The organism is Loktanella sp. M215 (genome assembly GCF_021735925.1).
In the GTDB taxonomy this organism is placed as follows: domain Bacteria; phylum Pseudomonadota; class Alphaproteobacteria; order Rhodobacterales; family Rhodobacteraceae; genus Loktanella.
In genome coordinates this window covers 1,510,383-1,532,174 of the sequence record NZ_WMEA01000001.1, presented here as the reverse complement: position 1 = coordinate 1,532,174, position 21,792 = coordinate 1,510,383, and the positions used below count along the sequence as shown (strand labels likewise).

Here is a 21,792-nt window from a genome sequence, read left to right as displayed (position 1 = left end):
GCAACACTACCCGGAAAAACGGAGAGCACCATGCTTGACCAGACCACAGACCTCGCCAGCCAGCTGAAGCGTCCCGATCTTCTTTGCCAACAGGCCTTTCTGGCCGGTGAATGGGTCGACGCGAAATCCGGCAAGACCATCGACGTCGTGAACCCCGCCCGCGGCGACGTGATCGCCACCGTCCCGGACCTGAGCCGCGAAGAGATCCGCGAGGCCATCGCGATTGCCGACAAGACCCGCAAGGCCTGGGCCGCACAGACCGGCAAGGTCCGCGCCGCCGTGATGCGCAAGTGGTATGACCTGATGATGGAAAACCAGGAAGACCTGGCCATCATCATGACCGCCGAACAGGGCAAGCCCCTCACTGAGTCCCGTGGCGAGATCGCCTATGGTGCCGGGTTCATCGAGTGGTTCGGCGAAGAGGCCAAGCGCATCTACGGCGAGACGATCCCCGGCCATGGCCCGGACAAGCGCATCACCGTCATCAAGCAGCCCATCGGCGTTGCCGCCGCGATCACGCCTTGGAACTTTCCCAATGCCATGATCGCGCGCAAGGTCGCGCCTGCGCTGGCCGTCGGCTGTGGCTTCGTCGTGCGCCCCGCATCGCTGACGCCGCTGTCGGCCCTCGCCATGGGCAAGCTGGCCGAAGAGGCAGGTGTGCCGAAGGGCGTGTTTTCGGTCGTGACCTCGTCGTCGTCGTCGGAAGTCGGCAAGGAATTCTGCGAGAACCCGATCGTGCGCAAGCTGACCTTCACCGGCAGCACCGAGGTCGGTCGCATCCTGCTGAAGCAGGCTGCCGATCAGGTGATGAAATGCAGCATGGAACTGGGCGGCAACGCACCCTTCATCGTGTTCGATGACGCCGATATCGACGCCGCCGTCGAAGGTGCCATCGCCTGCAAGTTCCGCAACAACGGCCAGACCTGCGTTTGCGCGAACCGGATCTACGTTCAGAAGGGCGTCTATGAGGAATTTTCGCAGAAGCTGAAGGTCGCGGTCGAGAAGCTGACCGTCGGCGACGGCCTGACCAAGGGCACCGACCTTGGCCCGCTGATCGAGCCTTCTGCCAAGGAAAAGGTAAAAGAGCATCTGGCCGACGCCCTGTCCAAGGGCGGCAAGCTGCTGACGGGCGGCGAGGAGCATGCCCTTGGCGGCCAGTTCTTCCAGCCGACCATCGTCACCGGTGCGACGCAGGACATGAAGGTCGCGACCGAGGAAACCTTCGGCCCCTTCGCACCGCTCTTCATGTTCGAGGACGAGGATGAAGTCATCGCCATGGCCAACGACACGATCTTCGGTCTGGCGTCCTATTTCTATGCCAAGGACCTGAGCCGCGTGTACAAGGTGCAGGAAGCGCTGGAATATGGCATCGTCGGCGTGAACACCGGCATCATCAGCACTGAAGTTGCCCCCTTCGGCGGCGTCAAGCAGTCCGGTCTGGGCCGCGAAGGCAGCCATCACGGCACCGATGATTACCTGGAAATGAAGTACATCTGCACCAGCGTCTGACGCGGTTGCAAAACGACAACAGGCCGGCCACCCGCGCGGTGTCCGGCCTGTTTTCATGCTGACCCAGATGCCGCCTTGTTCGCAGCAGCGGTGCGCCGTATGTCAGGCGACATACTCTGGTCACTTTGCTCTTTCGTCTGGATTAAGGCTTCATGCGCGCGCCTCTTCACCCGTCCGAACCCGAACGTCTGCGCACCCTCGCGGATTACAACATCATCGACACCCCTGCAGAGGCTGATTTCGACGAGATCGTGGCGCTGGCCTCGCGTATCTGCGACACGAAGGTTTCGCTCGTCTCGCTGGTCGATGAATCGCGCCAATGGTTCAAGGCGTCGGAAGGATTCAATGCGGTCGACACACCGCGCGACACCGCGATCTGTGGCCATGCGCTGCTGCAGGACGATATCCTCGAAATTCCCGATACGATGCTGGATCCCCGCACTGCCGACAACGACCTTGTCGTGACCAAGCAGGGGATGCGGTTTTATGCGGGCGTGCAGTTGCGCGCGCCCAACGGGATGCCGATCGGAACCCTTTGCGTGCTGGACACGGTGCCGCGCAAGCTGACCGATCTGCAGCGCCAGACCCTGCGGACGCTGGCCAATCAGGTGATGACCCAACTGGAACTGCGCCGCACGCTGCGCAATCAGGAAATCCTGCGCGGCGAGATGGATCACCGCGTCAAGAACTCGCTGCAGACCGTGCAGTCGCTGATCCGCCTCTACGGTAGCAAGATCAAGGACCCCGATGCCCTGACGGCGTTCGCCGCGATCGAGCGGCGCGTCGCGGCCATCGTGGCCCTGCACCGCGAACTGCACCAGTCCAGCAGCATTGCGCAGGTCAAGATGAAGCCGTTCCTGAGTGGCGTTCTGGGTCATCTGGCCGCCACCTGCCCGGATCACGTCTCGATCAAGACCGACATCGCTGATTTCGAACTCGCCTCGACCGAGGCGACGGCGCTGGCCGTGGTGGCGTCCGAATGTGTGGCGAATGCCATCAAACATGCGTTTCCCGCCGACCAGACCGGCGAAATCACCGTGACGCTGGCCTATACGCCAGAGGGCGAGGTCCGCATGACCTGCCGCGACAACGGTGTGGGTGCCGTCGAGGATGTGGCAAGGCACGACCCGATGACGTCGCTTGGCCTGCGGATCATGGACGCCTCGGCGCAGCAAATCGCAGCCCGGATGGACCGGCACAGCACCTCTGACGGCTATGTCGTGGACATGACCTTTCGGCCCGTTCAGTCCTGATCGGGCAGGTCGGCGGCGGGGATGATGGCAAAAAATGCGCCCGCCGACCGCAGGCCGAACCAGTCGGTGCCATCGACCGCCGCGACCTCGCCAAGCTCCACCAGACGGTAAAAGCTCTTGCGGTCGATCAGCGCCTCCAGCCGGTCGCGGATCAGGATGTAAGGTGACGGCTCGCCGGTCTGGGCGTCGCGGGTGACGCGGATCGGATGCGCGGCATCCGCGGTGACGCGGTCACCCACGTTCGTCTCGAACACCAGATCGTCGCCCTTGCGCTGGAAATCAACGGCGACGAAGGGCGCGTCATCGACGGTGATGCCGACCTTTTCGACCGGCGTGACAAGAACATAGCCGTCGTCATCGTGCCGCAGGATGGTCGAGAACAGCTTGACCAGCGCAGGCCGCCCGATGGGCGTGCCCTGATAGAACCACGTCCCGTCGCGCGCGATCCGCATGTCGATATCGCCGCAATGGGGCGGATTCCACAGGTGCACCGGCGGCAGACCCTTGCCGGTCTGCGCCTGTTGGGCGGCGGCGGCGAGGCCCTCCGCATCGGGGGTCACGTTCTTTTGTGCGTCTGTTGCTTTTGCCATTGGGGCCAACCGGAATAAATGCTGCTATGCCAGACATAGAGTTGCAGGGAGCATTGTCATGTCCGACACCGACGATCTGATCGCGAAGATCGAAACGCTTGGGGTAAAACTGGGTCAGGCCCGCACCTCTATCGCCAGCCGCTTCCTCGGTCAGGACCGCGTCGTGGACCTGACGCTGACCGCCCTGGTCTGCGGCGGCCACGCCGTGCTGATCGGCCTGCCGGGTCTGGGCAAGACGCGGCTGGTGGACACCCTGTCCACCGTCATGGGCCTGAACGGCAACCGCATCCAGTTCACGCCCGACCTGATGCCCGCCGATATCCTGGGCTCCGAAGTGCTGGACAGCATGCCCGATGGCACGCGCCAGTTCCGCTTTGTCGAAGGCCCGATCTTCTGCCAGCTTTTGATGGCGGACGAGATCAACCGCGCGTCCCCCCGCACGCAATCGGCCCTGCTGCAGGCCATGCAGGAAAAAGAAGTCACCATCGCGGGCCAGCACCGGCCGCTGGGCAAGCCGTTCCACGTCCTCGCCACCCAGAACCCGATCGAGCAGGAAGGCACCTATCCCCTGCCAGAGGCGCAGCTTGACCGGTTCCTCGTGCAGATCGACGTCCCCTACCCCGACCGCGCGACAGAGCGTGACATCCTGATCGCCACGACAGGTGCCACCGACGCGCAATCCACCGCCGTCTTTACCGCAGACGAACTGCTGGACGCGCAAATGTTGCTGCGGCGCATGCCCGTGGGGGATACCATTGTCGAGATGATCCTCGACCTCGTCCGCGCCTGCCGCCCCGACGCCGACGCCCCCGCGGCCATCCGCAACGCTGTCAGCTGGGGGCCCGGCCCCCGCGCCGCACAGGCTCTGATGCTCTGCGTCCGTGCGCAGGCCCTGCTGGAAGGCCGCCTTGCCCCCACGCCCGACGACGTGCGCACGATGGCGGGTCCGGTCCTGAAACATCGCATGGCGCTGTCGTTTGCCGCGCGCGCGCGGGGTGAAAACATCGACGCGATCATCGACAGCATCGCCGCCGACGTGACCCGGACCGCCCGCGCCGCATGACCGATCCGCTGACCCTGCGCGCGCGCGCCGAGGCGCAGGCCAGTGCCCTGCCCCCGCTTCTGGCGGCGGCGACGCATCTGGCCAGCACGGTGATCCTCGGCGATCACGGGCGCAGGCGCGCGGGCACCGGCGACACGTTCTGGCAATACCGCCCGGCGCAAAGCACCGATCACGCGCGCAGTATCGACTGGCGCCGCTCCGCCCGGTCCGACGCCAGCTTCGTGCAGGACAAGGAATGGCAGATCGCGCAGTCCGTCGTGATGTGGTGCGACCGGGGCGCCTCGATGCGCTTTGCCTCGACCGACAAGCTGCCGGAAAAGGCGACCGTCGCCCGCACGCTGGCACTGGCCTGCGCGATCCTGCTGATCCGCGGCGGTGAACGCGTCGGCATGACCGGCAGCGACCTGGCCCCGCGCCGGGGCACAGCCCAGATCGGCCAGATGGCCAATCTGCTGTCGCAGGACGATTCCGCCGACTACGCCCTGCCAGAGGCGCGCAACCTGCAACCCCACTCCCGCGCGGTCTTCGTCTCCGACTTCCTCGGTGACATCGCGCCGGTCGAGGACGCCCTGACCCGCGCCGCCGACCGGGGCGTGCGCGGCGCATTGGTCCAGATCCTCGACCCGCAGGAGGAGGCGTTCCCTTTTGACGGCCGCACGATCTTTGAATCGATGACCGGTGCGCTGCGCCACGAGACGCTGAAGGCGGGCGACCTGCGCACGCGCTACCTCGACCGCCTTGCCCAGCGCAAGGACCGCCTGACGCAACTCGCCCGCACCACCGGCTGGCAGTTCAGCACGCACCACACCGACGCCCCCGCCACGCAGGCCCTGCTCTGGCTCTACCACGCCCTCGCCCAGCCCGCATGACGTCCGATATCGGTTCCCCCCTTCTTCTGGTCGAAAATACTTCGGGGTTTGGGGCAGCGCCCCAAGACCTTGCACTCAACACAAGGCCCGCCTGATGTTTACCCTCGGCCCCCTCGCGTTCACCGCTCCCTGGCTGCTGCTGGGCCTGATCGCCTTGCCGGTCCTGTGGATCCTGCTGCGCGCCGTCCCGCCCGCGCCGATCCGCCGCCGCTTTCCCGGCGTCGCCTTGCTGCTGGGCCTGACCGACGCCGAGAGTCAGTCCGACCGCACGCCATGGTGGCTACTGTTGTTGCGGCTGGCTGCCGTCGCCGCCGTCATCGTCGGTTTTGCCGGACCGATCCTGAACCCGCAGGCCGCCCGCACCGGCAGCGGCCCACTGCTGATCGTGGCCGACGGCACCTGGGCCGACGCCCGCGACTGGGAGGTCCGCATGGACCGGATCGACGCGCTGCTGAACGATGCGGCCCGCACCGGACACACCGCAGCCGTCGTGACGTTGACGGACCTGCCGGTCGATGGCCCCGACTTTCAGTCGGCAGAGGTCGCGGCCCAGCGCCTGCCCAACCTGACGCCCGCCGCCTGGACCCCGAACGCTGATGCCCTCGCGGCCTTCGCCGGGACACTGACCGGCGATTTCGATACGTTCTGGCTGTCGGACGGTCTGGCCCGCGACGGTCGTGCGCCTTTGCTGGACGCGCTGGAATCGCACGGCAGCGTCACGGTCTTTCAGACGCCGCGCAGCACCGTTGCCCTGCGTCCCGCACGGTTCGAGGATGGCAATATCCTGCTGTCCGCCGCCCGCACGCCGACCGGCCCTGCGCTGACCGTGCCGGTGCAGGCCATCGGCCTTGATCCTGCAGGGGCAGAGAGGGTGCTGGCCGCCGTCGACATGACCTTTGCCGCAGGCGAAAACGTCGGAGAGGTAACGCTGTCCCTGCCGCCGGAACTGCGCAACCGCGTTAGCCGTTTCGCCGTAGCCGCCACGCGATCTGCCGGGGCTGTCACGCTGACCGACGATGCCTTGCGCCGGCGCGAGGTCGCGCTGATCGCCGGTGGCGGCGATGCGGAAGGGCTGGACCTGCTATCGCCGCTTTACTACCTGCGCGAGGCGCTGAGCCCGACCGCAGACCTGATCGACGGCACACTGGACGACGTGCTGCTGGCGAACCCCGACGTGATCGTGCTGGCCGATGTCGCCAACCTGTCACCGACAGAGGAAGAGGGGCTGGTGCAATGGGTCGAGGCAGGCGGCCTGCTGCTGCGTTTTGCCGGGCCGCGCCTTGCCGCCTCTGACGTGGGCCGCACGACCGAGGACCCGCTTCTGCCCGTCCGCCTGCGCGCTGGCGGCCGCAGCGTCGGCGGCGCGATGAGCTGGGGCGAGCCAAAGTTGCTAGCGGCCTTCCCGGAAGGCTCGCCCTTCTACGGCCTTGCGATCCCGTCGGATGTCACCGTGGCGTCGCAGGTCGTGGCGCAGCCCGACCCGACGCTGGCCGACCGGTCCATCGCGCAGCTGGCCGACGGCACGCCGCTGGTGACGCGCAAGACCATGGGCGAAGGTCAGGTCGTGCTGGTCCACGTCACCGCCAACGCCGAATGGTCGACACTGCCCCTGTCGGGTCTGTTCGTGCAGATGCTCGAACGGCTCGCGATCTCGACCCGGCCCACCGCGCCCGATGCCGAGGCGCTGGAGGGCACGGTCTGGCTGCCGCAGGCGCGCCTCGATGCCTTCGGACGGCTGGACGATGCCACGTCAGAGGCCGGGATCGCCGGTGAAGTGCTGGCGCAGGGCCTTGCTGGGCCCGATCTGCCGCCGGGGCTTTATGCCAGCGACGACGCCCGCATCGCGGTGAACGTGGCGGGCCCGGACACGGTGCTGGCGACGGCCCAGTGGCCCCCCCGCATTCCGGTCGAAGGGCTCGCCGTCGCACGCGAGACTCCTTTGAAAGGCGGGTTGCTGGCCGCGGCACTGGCCTTGCTGATGATCGACGTGATCGCCTCGCTCGCCGTTGGTGGCCGCTTGCGCGGACCGCGCGCCGATGTGGCGGCGGCCCTGCTGCTGGGTCTGCTAGTGGGGCTGACGCCGCATCCCGCATCGGCGCAAACGCCGCCCGCTGACCAGGCGGCGGATGAATTTGCCATCGCCGCGACCAGCAATGTGGTGCTGGGCTATATCGTGACCGGCGATCCGCAGACGGACGAAATCTCGGAAGCCGGGCTGCGCGGTCTGTCGGATACGCTGACCCGCCGCACGTCGATCGAACCGGCCGCCCCGATGGCCGTCGATCTGGAAACCGATGAGCTTGCGTTTTTCCCGTTCCTCTACTGGCCCGTGGTGCCGAATGCGCCGCTGCCCAGCCGCGAGGCTTATGCAAAACTGAACCGCTACCTGCGGACCGGCGGCATGATCCTGTTCGACACCCGCGACGCGGATACGGCGCGCTTCGGCTCTGCCAGTCCGGAGGGGCGACAGTTGCAGGCCATCGCCCGCACGCTGGACATTCCGCCGCTGGAGCCGATTCCCGAAGATCATGTCCTGACGCGCACCTTCTATCTGTTGCAGGACTTTCCGGGGCGCACCGACAGCCGCGACGTCTGGGTCGAGGCGTCGCCGCCCGACGCCGAACTGGCCGACGGGATGCCGTTTCGCAACCTCAACGACGGGGTGACGCCGGTGGTCATCGGCGGCAACGACTGGGCGCGGGCCTGGGCCATCGACACGCGCGGCAATCCGATGTTTCCGGTGGGGCGCGGTCAGGCGGGCGAAGTGCAGCGCGAATACGCCTATCGCTTTGGCGTGAACCTGATCATGCACGTGCTGACCGGCAACTATAAATCCGATCAGGTGCATGTGCCGAACCTGCTGGAAAGGTTGGGGCAATGATCTGCTGGTGCGCGTGCTGTGGCGTCGGTCTGCCTTCGGCGAAAGTATTTGAGACCAGAAGAAGCAGGGGACCTGCGCTATGACCGGAACCGTCGTTCTTGATCCGCTGCTGCCGCTGGTCGCAATTTACGTCGTGTCAGGTTTGGTCGCGGTGGGGATCGCGCTGGCGATCTGGCGGCGGTTGCCGGGGTGGTGGCTGCGCGGGCTGGCGGGGCTGGCCCTGCTGGCCGCATTGCTGAACCCCGCAGTCCAGTCCGAGGAGCGCGAGGCGCTGTCGGACATCGTCGTGCTGGTCGTCGACCAGTCCGCGAGCCAGCGTCTGAGCGACAGGTCCGCACAGACCGAGGCCGCGCTTGCCAATGTACGGTCGGAAGTTGCGCGTCTGGACAACACCGAATTGCGGGTCGTGACCGTGGGCGACGGTGAAGGTGACAGCGGCACCCAGCTGATGACGGGCCTGTCGGACGCACTGGCCGAGGAACCGCAGGGCCGGATTGCGGGTGTCATCCTGCTGACCGACGGGCGCCTGCACGATCTGGAACGCACCCCTGCGCTGCCCGCGCCGCTGCATGCGCTGCTGACCGGCCAGCCAGAGGATTGGGACCGGCGGCTGGTCGTGTCCAACGCCCCGGCCTTTGCCATTCTGGGCGAGCCGGTGACCCTGACGCTGCGGATCGAAGATCAGGGCGCCGCACCTGCGGGCGATGCCTTTGTCCCGCTGACGATCAGCATCGACGGGGCCGCGCCGCTGCCCTTCGACGTGCCGGTTGGGCAGGACATCGAATTGCCCGTCGATCTGCCCCACGGCGGCATGAATGTGCTGCAATTTCAGACACCCGCCGTGAGCGGCGAATTGACTGCCCGCAACAACGCTGCCGTGGTCCAGATCAACGGCGTGCGCGACCGCTTGCGCGTGTTGTTGGTCAGTGGCGAGCCGCATGCGGGCGAGCGGACGTGGCGCAACCTGCTCAAGGCCGATGCCTCGGTCGATCTGGTGCATTTCACCATCCTGCGGCCGCCGGAAAAGCAGGATGGTGTGCCGGTCGACGAGTTGTCGCTGATCGCCTTTCCGACGCGCGAATTGTTCATGGAGAAGATCGAGGATTTCGACCTGATCATCTTTGATCGCTACCGCAGACGCGGCATCCTGCCGTCGCTTTATCTGGAAAACATAGCCAATTATGTCCGCAACGGTGGCGCGGTGCTGGTGTCGTCGGGGCCGGAATACGGCGGGGCCGAAAGCATCTATCGCTCGCCTCTGGAGTCGATCCTCCCCGGCGCACCCACGGCGCGGGTGTTCGAGGAAGGCTACGTGCCGCAGGTCAGCGACCTGGGTGAGCGCCATCCGGTCACTGAAGGCCTTGAGGCGATGTCGCCTGCCCCTGCAGAAGGCGAAGGCCCCGGCTGGGGCCGCTGGTTCCGACTGGTCGACACCATCGTGCCGGACGGGGCAGAGGTGGTGATGACCGGCCTTGACGGCCGCCCCCTGCTGACACTGAACCGCGTTGGCGAAGGTCGGGTGGCGCTGATCGCATCCGACCAAAGCTGGCTGTGGGATCGCGGATACGAGGGCGGCGGGCCGCAGGCAGAGCTGCTGCGCCGGCTGGCGCATTGGATGATGAAGGAGCCGGAGCTGGAGGAAGAGGCGCTGTGGGTCGAACCCACCGGGCAGACCATGCGCATCATCCGCCGCACGCTGGAGGAAACGACGCCGGATGTGACAGTGAGGGGACCCGACGGGACTGAAACCGTGCTGACGCTGGACGAGGTTAGTCCCGGGCGGTTCGAGACGCTGTGGGATGCGCCCGATGTGGGCCTTTACCGGCTGAGTGACGGCACGCTGGACAGCGTCATCGCACTGGGACCAGCCGCGCCGAAGGAATTCGAGCAGACCATCGCGACGGGTGACCTGCTGCAACCGGCCATCGACGGGACGCGGGGCGGCATCGCCAGCGTCTCTGACGGCAACATCGACCTGCGCAGCGTGCGCGAAGGGCGGCCCGCTGCCGGACGCGGCTGGCTCGGGATCACCCCACGCGGGGCGTACCGGACGGCGGCGATCAGTGTCAGACCGGTGCTGCCTGCATGGGCATTCCTGCTAATTGCAGCGCTGCTGACCGTCGGCGCCTGGCTGCGCGAAGGGCGCGGGTCGCGGCGCTAGACGACCTCTCCCAGCAGGATGCGGCGGGGGAGGGAGGCGAACTCGCGGCTCCAGATCGTCCAGCCGACGATCAGGGTTGCGAGGATCATGGCCCAAGCGCCGATGAGCCACGCCAATGCGCCCAGCGCGAAATACATCGCGCGCAGGCCGCGGTTGAAATTCATGGCAGCACGGACGTTCAACTCTCCGGCCTGTGCGGCAAGGGGATAGGCGTCGGGGTGGTCCGGGTCCTGCGGGACGGCGGCCATGACGACCGAGCAATAGCCGAACACGCGGTTGGACCAGACGAATTTCAGAAAGGCCGTGACGAGGAACAGGGTCACGAGGCCCAGCTTGATCTGCCAGATCAGGGCGGGGGTTTCGACGACCATGACCTCTGCCGCGACGCCGCGCAGCGGGTCGGTGTTGCCGATCAGCGCCAGCACGCCGCCGATGGCAAAGATACTGGTCGAGGCGAAAAAGGACGTCCCCTGCCGCAGGCTGGACAGGATCTGGCTGTCGAAGATTCGCGGATCGCGGGTGACGAAGACCTTCATCCAGTCGCGGCGACGCTGGGCCACCAGAACAGTGACCGAGGGGCGATGCGGGCGGGGATGTTCGATCAGCCAGCCCAGAATCAGCCATGCGCCGATGATCAGCGTCAGTGCAATGATGTCGAGGGCGCCGAGGGCTGAGAGATGGGTCATGGCGGTCATACCTTTGACCTACCACGCCCACTGCGCCTTGCCATCCGTCCGAATTGGTTATAATTACTTACCAATCCGGAGGATTTCCCATGCAGATGCCAGACCCCAGTGCCCGCGTCATCGCTTTGAAGGACCGTCTGGCCGCGCGATTGCGAGAGGTTTTGCCTGCGGACGCGGTGATGTCGGATCTGGCCGAAACGCGCGCCTATGAATGCGACGGGTTGTCGGCCTATCGCTGCCCGCCCCTGCTGGCCGTGCTGCCTGCCTCGACGCAAGAGGTCGCGGACGTGCTGCGCATCTGTCACGAAATGGGCGTGCCCGTCGTGCCGCGCGGGTCCGGCACGTCGCTGGCGGGGGGAGCGATGCCGACGGCGGATTGCGTCATTCTGGGTGTGGCGCGACTGAATGCGGTGCTGGAAACCGACTATGCCGACCGGATCATCCGGGTGCAGACCGGGCGCACGAACCTGAGCGTGACGGGCGCCGTCGAGGCGGAGGGTTTCTTTTATGCACCCGACCCGTCGTCGCAGCTGGCCTGCGCGATCGCAGGTAACATCGCGATGAATTCGGGCGGCGCACATTGCCTGAAATACGGGGTCACGACGAACAACCTGCTGGGCGTCACGATCGTGATGATGGACGGCACTGTGGTCGAGATCGGCGGCGGGCATCTGGATGCGCCGGGGCTTGATCTGCTGGGTGTGATCTGCGGGTCAGAGGGTCAACTGGGCGTCGTCACGGAGGCCACGCTGCGCATCCTGCCCAAGCCGGAAGGGGCACGGCCCGTGCTGATCGGTTTCAACGGTAATGCCGTCGCCGGGGCCTGTGTCAGCGACATCATCAAGGCAGGTGTGCTGCCCGTCGCCATCGAATTCATGGACCGCCCCTGCATCGAGGCCTGCGAGGCCTTCGCCCACGCGGGTTACCCCGATTGCGAGGCCTTGCTGATCATCGAGGTCGAAGGGTCCGATGCCGAAATCGACCATCAGCTTGCGCTGATCGAGGAGATCGCGGCACGTCACAACCCGGTAGAGGTGCGGCAGGCCCGTGACGCCGATCAGGCCGCCCGCATCTGGCTGGGCCGCAAGTCGGCGTTCGGCGCGATGGGGCAGATCAACGATTACATGTGTCTGGACGGGACAATCCCGGTCACGGAATTGCCCAACGTGTTGGACCGGATCCGCCAGATGTCGGCGGAATACGGGCTGGACGTGGCGAACGTCTTTCACGCGGGGGACGGGAACATGCACCCGCTGATCCTTTATAACGCCAACACCCCCGGCGATCTGGAACGCTGCGAGGCTTTCGGGGCTGCGATCCTGAAGCTGTGTGTGGAGGTCGGCGGTTGCCTGACCGGCGAACACGGCGTGGGGATCGAGAAGCGCGATCTGATGCATGTGCAGTTCAATGCGGCCGATCTGGATGCGCAGATGGCGGTGAAGGACGTGTTCGATCCCGGTTGGCTGCTGAATCCGGCGAAAGTGTTCCCACTGGATGCAAGTGCATCGCACCGGGCGGCGTAATCGTAGGGGCCAGCCCGCCGCCGGCTGGTTTTCGAACCAGTGGCGCACCAACCGGCGCCCCCGAGATATTTAAGACCAGAAGAAGGGTGGACCCGCGCATGGTGCCGACGAGCGAAGACGAACTTGCGGGTGTTATCCGTGATGCGACGGGGCCGCTTGCGGTGCGGGGCGGTGGTACGCGGGGCGTGTCCGTCGCGGGCGAAGAGGTTTCGACGGCGGGTCTGACCGGCATTACGCTGTATGAACCTGGCGCGCTGACGCTGGTCGTCAGGGCGGGCACGCCTTTGGCAGAGGTCGAAGCGGCGCTGGCCACTGAAGGGCAGCGACTGGCCTTTGAGCCGTCGGATCTGCGCAGCCTGTTGGGGACGGACGGCACACCGACCATCGGCGGGGTCGTGGCGACGAATGCCAGCGGACCGCGTCGGATTCAGGTCGGCGCCTGCCGCGATCACCTGCTGGGCGTGCGCTTCGTGGACGGGGCCGGGACAATCGTCAAGAACGGTGGCCGGGTCATGAAGAACGTCACCGGCTACGATCTGGTCAAGCTGCTGGCGGGATCGCACGGCACGCTTGGTGTGCTGACGGAAGTCTCGCTGAAAGTGCTGCCTCTGCCACAGGCCACGACGACGCTAACCGTCTCTGATCTGGAGGTCGATCAGGCCGTGGCCGCCATGTCGGCGGCGCTGGGATCGCCCTATGATGTCACCGCCGCGGCATGGGCCGATGGCGATGTCTTGGTTCGGCTGGAGGGGTTTGCGGACTCGGTCGCTTACCGCGCCAAGAAGCTGGGCGCAGCCCTTGGGCAGCATGGCACGGTCAGCGCGGGTGAGGTCGACTGGCAGGCGCTGCGGGATGCACGGACCTTTGCGGACAAGGCCGGCGATGTCTGGCGTATCTCGATCCGCCCCTCTGCCATGCCGGCGACTGTCGCGGCACTGCGCGCGGGCGGTCCGGTAGAGGTCTTGGCCGACTGGGGCGGCGGGCTGTTGTGGGTGCTGTGCGCGGCGGGGCGCAACCTGCGCACGGACGTCAGTTCGGGCCATGCGACGCGGGTGCGCGGCGCGGCCGATTCGGTCATTCCGCACTTTCATCCTGAACCGGCGGCAGTGGCGGCATTGAGCGTGGCACTGCGTGCCCGCTTCGATCCGCGTGGTATTCTGAACCCCGGAGTGATGGGCTGATGCAGACGACATTCACCGAACAGCAACTACGCGATCCCGGCACGGCGCGGGCCAACCAGATTCTGCGGGCCTGCGTGCATTGCGGGTTCTGCACGGCGACCTGCCCCACCTATCAGGTGCTGGGCGACGAGCTCGACAGTCCGCGCGGGCGGATCTATCTGATCAAGGATATGCTGGAAAACGAGCGTGTGCCGGATGCGAAGACGGTTCTGCACATCGACCGCTGCCTGTCGTGTCTGGCCTGCATGACGACCTGCCCGTCGGGCGTGCATTACATGCACCTGGTCGATCACGCCCGGGCCTATATCAATGAACACTACCAACGCCCCATGGGCGACCGCGCGCTGCGCTGGGTGCTGGCGCGGGTCCTGCCCTATCCGAAAAGGTTTCGTCTGGCCTTGCTGGGGGCGAAGATCGCGAAGCCCTTTGCCGGGCTGATCCCCGATTCCCGTCTGCGGGCGATGATCCGCATGGCGCCGAAGGTGATCCCGCCGGTCAGCCGCAATGATGATCCGCAGACCTTTGCGGTCGCGGAACCGAAGATGCGGGTCGCACTGATGACCGGCTGTGCCCAGCGCGCGCTGAACACGGACATCAACGATGCGACGATCCGCCTGCTGACGCGACTTGGGGCAGAGGTCGTGATCCCCGATGGTCAGGGCTGCTGTGGTGCCCTGACCCACCACATGGGGAAAGAGGACGAGGCCCATGCGAGTGCCGCCCGCAACATCCGCGCCTGGGTGTCGCAGATCGACGCGGGCGGTCTGGATGCCATCGTCATCAACACCTCTGGCTGCGGGACGACGGTCAAGGACTACGGCCACATGTTCCGCAACACCGATCTGGCGGCGGACGCGGCCCGCGTTTCGGCCATCGCGCGGGATGTCAGCGAGGTCCTGCTGGACCTGATGCCGGACGGATGCGCCCATATCGATCTGAACGTGGCGAAGGGCGGGATCGCGGGGACGGATGCGGCACGCCTGCCGTCCGAGTCGCGTCAGTCCGAAGGGGCTGGCATGCGTGTCGCCTATCACGCCGCCTGTTCCCTGCAGCACGGGCAGAAGGTGAAATCCGCGCCGAAGGACCTTTTGAAACGCGCGGGCTTTACCGTGCTGGAACCAGCGGACAGCCATCTGTGCTGTGGGTCGGCCGGCACCTACAACCTGATGCAGCCCGAGATTTCGGGACAGTTGAAGGCGCGCAAGGTTGCCACGCTGGCGGCCCTGCGGCCGCAGGTGATTGCCGCTGGCAACATCGGCTGCATGATGCAGATCGGAACCGACGCCGGTGTGCCAATCGTCCATACCGTCGAACTGCTGGACTGGGCGACCGGCGGGCCACGTCCGGCCGCCTTTGACCATGACCTTGACGCAACACCGGTTCCCATCCTGCGGTGACGCCGCCATAATGACGCCGCAACTGATCGTCACAAGACCGGTGTACCGACGGGACGCGACGCATGCGACATCTTCTTCTGGCATTATGTCTGGCCATTCTGGCGCAACCCGCGCTGGCGCAGGATACGGACCTGCGCCCGATGGAAACCAAGGAGACCAGTCGCGGCTGGGAGGCGGTGGGCCGCCTGGATATTGACCGCAGCGGGTTCTGCACGGCGGCCCTGATATCGGAAACGACGATCCTGACGGCGGCGCATTGCCTGTTCGACGATCAAGGCGCGCGGATACCGCCGGACAGGTTCACCTTTCTGGCCGGTCTGCGCGACGGGCGGGCGGCCGCGATCCGGGCCGTCATCCGCGCCACGCCGCATCCCGATTATGTTCATCACGGGACTCGCGCGCGCAACGATGCGGTATCGGTCGATCTTGCGGTTCTGGAACTGGACCGCCCGATCAGACTGCCCAGCCTCGCGCCCTATACCGTCGGGGGCGCTCCGACACGGGACGTGCCGCTGACCGTCGTGTCCTACGCCCGCGACCGGGCCAACGTCGCGAGCTTGCAAAAGACCTGCCATGTGCTGGATGCGATCAGCCATGTCGTGATGATGACCTGCGCCGCGGACTTCGGGGCCAGCGGTGCACCGGTCTTTGCCACGGCCGACGGGATCGCGCACATCGTGGCGGTCTTGTCGGCCAAGGGCGAAGCGGATGGCGCAGCGGTGTCGCTGGCCGCCACCGTAGCCGGGACATTGGACACCGTGCTGACAGCCCACCGCGACGGTCAGGCCCCGCTGGTATCCCCCGGCCCGCGCTTTACCAGCAGCGGCGCGCGGAATGACACCGGGGCGAAATTCGTCAGACCCTGAACTTTTCGCCCTCTTGAACCGGGCGAAATGCTTTCCCACATGATGATGGTGACGGTGCCACTGCGGGCCGTCGCGCACAACCGGCCTGTCCCTGCGGGGAGGGCCTGACACATGTTATCGCTTTGAAAAGGATGACCCAATGCGTAGCTTTGACCTGACACCCCTGTACCGTGCCACCGTCGGTTTCGACCAGATCGCCGACCTGATGGACCGTGCCCTGGCCGCCGATGTCGGCCAATCGACGTATCCCCCCTACAATATCGAAAAGACCGAGGATGACGCCTGGCGCATATCTCTGGCCGTGGCCGGATTTTCCGACACCGACCTGTCGATCGAGGTGAATGACCGCGCCCTGCTGGTGACCGGACGCAAGGCCGACGATACAGCCGATCGCAAGTATCTGCACCGTGGCATCGCCACCCGCGCGTTCGAGCGTCGCTTTCATCTGGCCGACCACGTCCGCGTAACCGGTGCAAGCCACGTCGACGGTATGCTGCATATCGACCTGACCCGTGAAGTCCCCGAGGCGCTGAAGCCCCGCCGCATCGCGATCGAAAAGGCCGCTGCAAGCCAAGCAGACGTGGTCGATGCAAAGGCTGTGAACTAGGAAAGTTCGGACATCGGATAAAGGAAAGGCGGGCCGATTGGCCCGCCTTTTTTTGTGCAACCCGCTAGGGATCAGAACGTCAGGTCGGCCTGATAGCCCTGATCCGGCTCGCTACCTGTGATATTGGCCTTGGCGATTTCATAGATGAATTTCACGCCGCTGGTCGTGCTGAACCAGCAACCGGCAATCCGGGGCGTCAGGCACAGCAGTTGCACGTCGGGATCTTCCTTGCCCTGATCGAACCAGGCAGCCGCAACGACGTTCCAGAGCTCGTCCAGAATCGCCTTGTCGTTCACCTGCGCCAACTGGCCTTCGACGTTGGCGTAAAGGCCGGACTTGGCATCCGCGATGACGAAACGCGATTCTTTCGGTGCGGTGGCGGTGTTGTTGACGATCTCCTCGCCTTTGGCGGCGATGAACCAGATCTTGCCGTCGCGGTCCTTGCGCAGGGTCGGTGACATCGGCACCAGCTTGCCGTTATCGGTCAGTCCCAGCATGCCGGCCTGCACGTCGTCGACGCGATCCCAGAAATCTGCTTTGGCGTCCTTGGTCATGATCGTTTTCCTTTGATGATCCGTTGGATATCAAACCCGCCGATCGCAGGCTTTGTTCCCATCCGCGCAAACGGACAGGGGCCGCGATCCTGCGATCGCGGCCCCTGCCCTGTCCTGTGTCGGGTGGGATCAGGCGGGCTGCGCCTGCCCCAGATCGTGGTCGGACATGTCCATGATGTCCTCATTGTCCTTGTCCCACTTGCGGCGTTCCTCGTCCGTCGCCTTGGGCGAGAAAAGGCCGGTCAGCGCGTAGAAGATGCCGATCAGGGGGGCCGTCCAGCAGGCAAAGGCCAGCGGGATATACAGCAGGTTCTGCAGATTGCCGTCCATGATACCAAGCCCCAGCGCGCTGATGACAAAGGCGCCACCGGCGTTCCACGGAATCAGCGGCGACATCAGGGTGCCACCCTCCTCGACCGCGCGGGACAGGTTCAGTGTGGAATAGCCCATGCCACGGTAAAGGGGCGAATACATCCGGCCCGGCAGCGCGATGCTGATGTACGGGTCGCCCGCCACCATGTTGGTCGCAAAGGACGTCGCAATGGCAGAGGTCTGGACGGCGCCAAAGCTGCTGACCTTCGAGATGATCGACTGAATGATCGATTCGAGGCAGCCCGTGCGTTCCAGTGCACCACCGAACCCCAGTGCGATCAGGATCAACGAGATCGTCCACATCATCGACTGGATGCCACCGGAATTCAGCAGACTGTCGATGTCGCCAATACCCGTATCGATGCTGTAACCCGACTGGGCGTAGGTAAAGACGTCGTGCAGGCCGACCCCCTGCCAGAACACGGCCACGAGGCCACCCGCCAGCACACCGGCGAACAGCGACGGCAGCGGCGGATTCTTGGTCAGCGCAAGCGCCACGACAACAAGGGCAGGCAGCAAGGGCACGAGGCCAAGGTTGAACCGCGATTCGAGCTCTGTCGTGATCGCAGTGATGGCGTCAAAGGACGAACCGCCTGTGTCGATCAGCGCGTAACCGGCCACAAGATAGATGACCAAGGCGATCAGCATGGCGGGGATCGTCGTCGGCAGCATGTTCTGGATGTGATCAAAGACGTTCGTCCCGGTCACCGCCGGGGCAAGGTTCGTGGTGTCCGACAACGGCGAGATCTTGTCACCGAAGAACGAGCCGGACACGACAGCACCCGCCGTCCAGTAGACCGGCACGCCGAAACCCGCGCCGATACCCATCAACGCAAGACCCACGGTGCCGACGGTGCCCCAGCTGGTGCCCAGCGAGATTGAGACGACCGAACACAGGATCATTGCGGCAGCGAGGAAAATCGACGGGTTCAGGATATTCAGGCCATAATAGATCAACGTCGGAACCGTGCCGGACGCGATCCATGTGCCGATGATCATGCCCACAACGATCAACACGGCGACCGATGGCATCGAGACGTGGATGACGTGAAAGATGCCTTCGCGGATATCCTCCCACGTCTGGCCACGCAGGACGCCTAGCAGAGACGTGATCGCCAGACCGATGGCCAGCGGAATATGGGGGGTGAAGTCGCCGTAATAAAACAGCTGCAGGGCCAACAGACCCAGCGTGAGTACGACCGGCAGCAGCGCCAGTCCAAGTGATGGCAGGTTCTTCTCTGACATGCGTTTCCCTCGTTTTGTTCCATTTTATTGATGGGCTAACGGGGTGTTCGGCGGAAAAGTTCCGATTTTAAGCGGAAATGATGCCTGATGTGCTGCAAGATTGGTCTGCTGGGCAAGTCGAAAGCCTTGCAATCCATGCAATTTTCGCCGCCGCACGCAACGACGAAATAAGAGAGCGGCAGGCGACGTCCGCAAGGTCAGGCACTGCCTTAATGCGCCGCCGCCCAGTTCGGTCCCTGCCCCGCCTCGACCGCCAGCCGCACGTCCAGTTTGACGGCCGGGTCAGAGGCGTTTTCCATGATATTGCGCGCGGTTTCGATCAGCTTGTCCTGCGCGCCATCCTCAACTTCGAACAGAAGTTCGTCGTGAACCTGCAACAGCATCTTTGCGGATTGCCCCGCGATGGCATCCGGCATCCGGATCATCGCACGACGGATAACATCGGCGGCGGTGCCCTGAATCGGCGCGTTGATCGCGGCGCGCTTGGCAAAGCCCGCCTGCGGACCCTTGGCGTTGATCTCTGGCGTGTTGATCTTGCGCCCGAACAGGGTCTGGACATAGCCGTGATCCTTCGCAAAGCGGATCGTGTCGTCCATGTAGGCCCGGATGCCCGGGAAGCGTTCGAAGTAGCGGTCGATGAAGCCCTGCGCCTGATCGCGCGGAATACGCAGGTTGCGGGCAAGGCCAAAACCCGAAATGCCGTAGATGACGCCGAAGTTGATCGCCTTGGCCTGACGGCGGATATCCGGCGTCATCTCCTCCAGCGGCACGTTGAACATCTCTGACGCGGTCAGCGCGTGGATGTCGACACCGTCGCGGAAAGCCTGCTTCAATTCCTCGATCCCCGCGACATGGGCAAGGATGCGCAGTTCGATCTGGGAATAGTCAAGCGACACCAGAACCTTGCCATCCTCCGCGATGAAGGCTTCGCGGATGCGGCGGCCTTCCTCGCTGCGGACTGGAATGTTCTGCAGGTTCGGATCGGTCGAGGCCAGCCGCCCGGTGTTCGCGCCCGCGATGGAATAGGAGGTATGAACACGCCCGGTGTCCGGGTGAATGTGTTCCTGCAGGGCATCCGTGTAGGTCGATTTCAGCTTCGCCAACTGCCGCCAGTCCAGAATCAGCCGTGGCAGGTCGTGGATCGTCGCCAGATCCTCCAGCACATCTGCACCGGTGGAATAGGCGCCGGTCTTGCCGGTTGCCGGCTTCTTGCCGTCGGGCATCGTCAGGTTCAGTTCGTCAAAAAGGATCTCGCCCAACTGCTTGGGCGATCCCACGTTGAATTTCCGCCCCGCGACGCTCTGAATCTCGTCCTCCAGCCCGGCCATCTTTTGCGCAAAGGCGTTGGACATGCGCGACAGCGTATCGCGATCAACCTTGATGCCCGTCATCTCCATCTGCGCCAGCACGGGCACGAGGGGGCGTTCCAGCGTCTCATAGACCGTCGTGACCTGTTTGACGTGCAACTGCGGCTTCAAAGTTTCCCACAGGCGCAGGGTGATATCCGCATCCTCTGCCGCATAGCGGACCGCATCGTCGATCGGCACCCGGTCAAAAGTGACGGCCGACTTGCCGGACCCCAGCAGCGGCTTGATCGGGATCGGCGTGTGGCCCAGATACCGTTCCGACAGGGTGTCCATGCCGTGATTGTGCAGGCCTGCGTGCATTGCGTAGGACAACAGCATCGTGTCGTCGATCGGGGCGACATGGATGCCCAGCAGCGCAAAGATCTTGGCGTCATACTTCATGTTCTGACCGATCTTGAGGATGCTTGCATCCTCCAGCACCGGCTTCAGCGCCGCCAGACAGGCGGCCATGTCCATCTGCCCCTCGGCGCGTGCATCACTGCCAAACAGATCGTCCTGCGCCGCCGCCTTGTGCCCCAGCGGAATATAGCACGCCGTGCCCGCATCAACGCAGAGCGATATGCCGACAAGATCGGCGCGCATCTCGTCCAGGGACGTCGTCTCGGTATCGACTGCCACGTGACCGCGTTCCATGATGCGGTCGATCCAGACCTGCAGTGCCTCCATCGTGCGGACGCATTCGTAGGCGTCGGCATCGAACGGCTTGTCCTCCGGGGTCGCAACATCAGCCACGGCGGCAACCTCGATCACCGGCGCCGCGGTGCCCAGCCTGTCCGCGATGCGCTTGGTGACGGTTCGGAATTCCATCTCGGCCAGAAAGCCCAGCAGTGTGTCCGGGTCCGGATCGCGGATTTCCAGATCATCAAGGCCGAACGGCAGCGTCATGTCGCAATCCAGCTGGACCAGCCGCTTTGACAGTTCGATCTGTGCGCGGTGGTCGATCAGGGTCTGGCGACGCTTGGGCTGCTTGATCTCCTCGGCGCGGTCCAGCAGGCTTTCGAGATCACCGAATTCATTGATCAGAAGCGCGGCGGTCTTGATCCCGATGCCGGGCGCGCCGGGCACGTTATCGACGGAATCGCCGGCCAGCGCCTGCACGTCCACCACCCGTTCCGGCCCGACGCCGAACTTCTCGATCACAGCCTCGCGGTCAATGCGCTTGTTCTTCATCGGGTCGAGCATTTCGACACCGTCACCGACCAGCTGCATCATGTCCTTGTCGGAACTCAGGATCGTGACGCGCCCGCCGGCGTCGCGGGCCATGTGGGACAGGGTCGCGATGATGTCGTCGGCCTCGAACCCCTCCAACTCCTCGCAGGCGATGTTGAAGGCACGGGTGGCATCGCGGGTCAGCGGGATCTGCGGGCGCAGATCCTCGGGCATCGCCTCGCGGTTGGCCTTGTACTGATCGTACATCTCGTTGCGGAACGTGTGCGACCCCTTGTCGAAGATCACCGCCACATGGGTTGCCGCATCGGGACCGCTGTTGGTTTCGACATAGCGCTGCAGCATGTTGACGAAGCCGGATACCGCGCCCACGGGCAACCCGTCAGAGGCCCGCGTCAGCGGCGGCAGCGCGTGGTAGGCGCGAAAGATGAAGGCCGATCCGTCGATCAGGTGCAGGTGGCAGCCCTTGCCGAATTGCGTCGTCATGTCGTCGTCTCCCGG

16 protein-coding genes are annotated in these 21,792 nt (G+C 65.0%); 11 read left to right on the top strand and 5 right to left on the bottom strand.

All coding sequences use genetic code 11. The features are described 5' to 3' along the window. The first annotated feature begins 30 nt into the window (after positions 1-30). Both GLR48_RS07445 and GLR48_RS07440 read left to right on the top strand, forming a co-directional pair. Positions 31-1,509 carry an NAD-dependent succinate-semialdehyde dehydrogenase gene (locus tag GLR48_RS07445; RefSeq protein ID WP_237060278.1) on the top strand — a complete coding sequence of 493 codons (1,479 nt, stop codon included), beginning with the start codon at positions 31-33 and terminating at the stop codon, positions 1,507-1,509. Positions 1,510-1,661: 152 nt separating this feature from the next. Further along, the gene (locus GLR48_RS07440; protein ID WP_237060276.1) at positions 1,662-2,762 is read left to right on the top strand and encodes a sensor histidine kinase; all 1,101 of its coding nucleotides are present in this window, start codon (positions 1,662-1,664) and stop codon (positions 2,760-2,762) included. Here GLR48_RS07440 and GLR48_RS07435 read toward each other — a convergent pair. Further along, positions 2,753-3,352: a DUF1285 domain-containing protein gene (locus GLR48_RS07435; protein ID WP_237060261.1), complete on the bottom strand. Its 600-nt coding sequence runs from the start codon at positions 3,350-3,352 to the stop codon at positions 2,753-2,755. The two genes, GLR48_RS07440 and GLR48_RS07435, sit on opposite strands and share 10 nt — an antisense overlap. Positions 3,353-3,410: 58 nt before the next feature. Between GLR48_RS07435 and GLR48_RS07430 the strand changes: the two genes are divergently transcribed. The 4 genes from GLR48_RS07430 to GLR48_RS07415 all read left to right on the top strand — a co-directional run bounded on the left by GLR48_RS07430 (position 3,411) and on the right by GLR48_RS07415 (position 10,326). Further along, positions 3,411-4,415, top strand: a complete 1,005-nt coding sequence (locus tag GLR48_RS07430) for an AAA family ATPase (protein ID WP_237060259.1) — start codon at positions 3,411-3,413, stop codon at positions 4,413-4,415. Then, complete coding sequence (locus GLR48_RS07425) at positions 4,412-5,284, top strand: DUF58 domain-containing protein (RefSeq protein ID WP_237060251.1); 873 nt, start codon at positions 4,412-4,414, stop codon at positions 5,282-5,284. Before GLR48_RS07430 ends, GLR48_RS07425 begins: the two co-directional genes overlap by 4 nt. Before the next feature lie 94 nt (positions 5,285-5,378). Further along, entirely contained in the window at positions 5,379-8,165 is a 2,787-nt protein-coding gene (locus tag GLR48_RS07420) for a DUF4159 domain-containing protein (protein WP_237060249.1), read from the top strand. Between the two features lie 79 nt (positions 8,166-8,244). Continuing rightward, positions 8,245-10,326 (top strand): hypothetical protein, encoded by a 2,082-nt coding sequence (locus tag GLR48_RS07415; RefSeq protein ID WP_237060247.1) that lies wholly within the window; start codon positions 8,245-8,247, stop codon positions 10,324-10,326. Here the strand turns inward: GLR48_RS07415 and GLR48_RS07410 are convergent. Beyond that, positions 10,323-11,021 (bottom strand): DUF599 domain-containing protein, encoded by a 699-nt coding sequence (locus GLR48_RS07410; protein ID WP_237060245.1) that lies wholly within the window; start codon positions 11,019-11,021, stop codon positions 10,323-10,325. The two genes, GLR48_RS07415 and GLR48_RS07410, sit on opposite strands and share 4 nt — an antisense overlap. A gap of 80 nt (positions 11,022-11,101) precedes the next feature. On the opposite strand from GLR48_RS07410, the gene GLR48_RS07405 reads away from it, so the two are divergent. The 5 genes from GLR48_RS07405 to GLR48_RS07385 all read left to right on the top strand — a co-directional run bounded on the left by GLR48_RS07405 (position 11,102) and on the right by GLR48_RS07385 (position 16,586). Then, the gene (locus GLR48_RS07405; protein ID WP_237060244.1) at positions 11,102-12,535 is read left to right on the top strand and encodes an FAD-linked oxidase C-terminal domain-containing protein; all 1,434 of its coding nucleotides are present in this window, start codon (positions 11,102-11,104) and stop codon (positions 12,533-12,535) included. Positions 12,536-12,633: 98 nt separating this feature from the next. After that, entirely contained in the window at positions 12,634-13,716 is a 1,083-nt protein-coding gene (gene glcE / locus GLR48_RS07400; protein WP_237060242.1) for a glycolate oxidase subunit GlcE, read from the top strand. Next, positions 13,716-15,113, top strand: coding sequence for a glycolate oxidase subunit GlcF (gene glcF / locus GLR48_RS07395; protein ID WP_237060240.1), 1,398 nt, complete (start codon positions 13,716-13,718; stop codon positions 15,111-15,113). The genes glcE and glcF overlap by 1 nt, the downstream gene beginning before the upstream one ends. Positions 15,114-15,175: 62 nt before the next feature. After that, the gene (locus GLR48_RS07390) at positions 15,176-15,979 is read left to right on the top strand and encodes a trypsin-like serine peptidase (RefSeq protein WP_237060238.1); all 804 of its coding nucleotides are present in this window, start codon (positions 15,176-15,178) and stop codon (positions 15,977-15,979) included. 139 nt (positions 15,980-16,118) lie between these two features. After that, positions 16,119-16,586 carry an Hsp20 family protein gene (locus tag GLR48_RS07385; RefSeq protein WP_237060237.1) on the top strand — a complete coding sequence of 156 codons (468 nt, stop codon included), beginning with the start codon at positions 16,119-16,121 and terminating at the stop codon, positions 16,584-16,586. Between the two features lie 71 nt (positions 16,587-16,657). Here the strand turns inward: GLR48_RS07385 and GLR48_RS07380 are convergent, their stop codons facing one another. The 3 genes from GLR48_RS07380 to polA all read right to left on the bottom strand — a co-directional run bounded on the left by GLR48_RS07380 (position 16,658) and on the right by polA (position 21,777). Then, entirely contained in the window at positions 16,658-17,140 is a 483-nt protein-coding gene (locus tag GLR48_RS07380) for a pyridoxamine 5'-phosphate oxidase family protein (protein WP_237060235.1), read from the bottom strand. Between the two features lie 129 nt (positions 17,141-17,269). Further along, positions 17,270-18,757 (bottom strand): Na+/H+ antiporter NhaC, encoded by a 1,488-nt coding sequence (gene nhaC, locus GLR48_RS07375; protein ID WP_237060222.1) that lies wholly within the window; start codon positions 18,755-18,757, stop codon positions 17,270-17,272. Between the two features lie 209 nt (positions 18,758-18,966). Then, on the bottom strand, positions 18,967-21,777 hold the full coding sequence (polA, locus tag GLR48_RS07370) for a DNA polymerase I (protein WP_237060220.1): 2,811 nt from the start codon (positions 21,775-21,777) through the stop codon (positions 18,967-18,969). Positions 21,778-21,792: the final 15 nt, after the last annotated feature.

Coding starts and splice junctions, on each gene's coding strand:
- GLR48_RS07445 (WP_237060278.1), top strand. CDS start 31: ATGCTTGACCAGACCACAGACCTCGCCAGCCAGCTGAAGCGTCCCGAT.
- GLR48_RS07440 (WP_237060276.1), top strand. CDS start 1,662: ATGCGCGCGCCTCTTCACCCGTCCGAACCCGAACGTCTGCGCACCCTC.
- GLR48_RS07435 (WP_237060261.1), bottom strand. CDS start 3,352: ATGGCAAAAGCAACAGACGCACAAAAGAACGTGACCCCCGATGCGGAG.
- GLR48_RS07430 (WP_237060259.1), top strand. CDS start 3,411: ATGTCCGACACCGACGATCTGATCGCGAAGATCGAAACGCTTGGGGTA.
- GLR48_RS07425 (WP_237060251.1), top strand. CDS start 4,412: ATGACCGATCCGCTGACCCTGCGCGCGCGCGCCGAGGCGCAGGCCAGT.
- GLR48_RS07420 (WP_237060249.1), top strand. CDS start 5,379: ATGTTTACCCTCGGCCCCCTCGCGTTCACCGCTCCCTGGCTGCTGCTG.
- GLR48_RS07415 (WP_237060247.1), top strand. CDS start 8,245: ATGACCGGAACCGTCGTTCTTGATCCGCTGCTGCCGCTGGTCGCAATT.
- GLR48_RS07410 (WP_237060245.1), bottom strand. CDS start 11,021: ATGACCGCCATGACCCATCTCTCAGCCCTCGGCGCCCTCGACATCATT.
- GLR48_RS07405 (WP_237060244.1), top strand. CDS start 11,102: ATGCAGATGCCAGACCCCAGTGCCCGCGTCATCGCTTTGAAGGACCGT.
- glcE (WP_237060242.1), top strand. CDS start 12,634: ATGGTGCCGACGAGCGAAGACGAACTTGCGGGTGTTATCCGTGATGCG.
- glcF (WP_237060240.1), top strand. CDS start 13,716: ATGCAGACGACATTCACCGAACAGCAACTACGCGATCCCGGCACGGCG.
- GLR48_RS07390 (WP_237060238.1), top strand. CDS start 15,176: ATGCGACATCTTCTTCTGGCATTATGTCTGGCCATTCTGGCGCAACCC.
- GLR48_RS07385 (WP_237060237.1), top strand. CDS start 16,119: ATGCGTAGCTTTGACCTGACACCCCTGTACCGTGCCACCGTCGGTTTC.
- GLR48_RS07380 (WP_237060235.1), bottom strand. CDS start 17,140: ATGACCAAGGACGCCAAAGCAGATTTCTGGGATCGCGTCGACGACGTG.
- nhaC (WP_237060222.1), bottom strand. CDS start 18,757: ATGTCAGAGAAGAACCTGCCATCACTTGGACTGGCGCTGCTGCCGGTC.
- polA (WP_237060220.1), bottom strand. CDS start 21,777: ATGACGACGCAATTCGGCAAGGGCTGCCACCTGCACCTGATCGACGGA.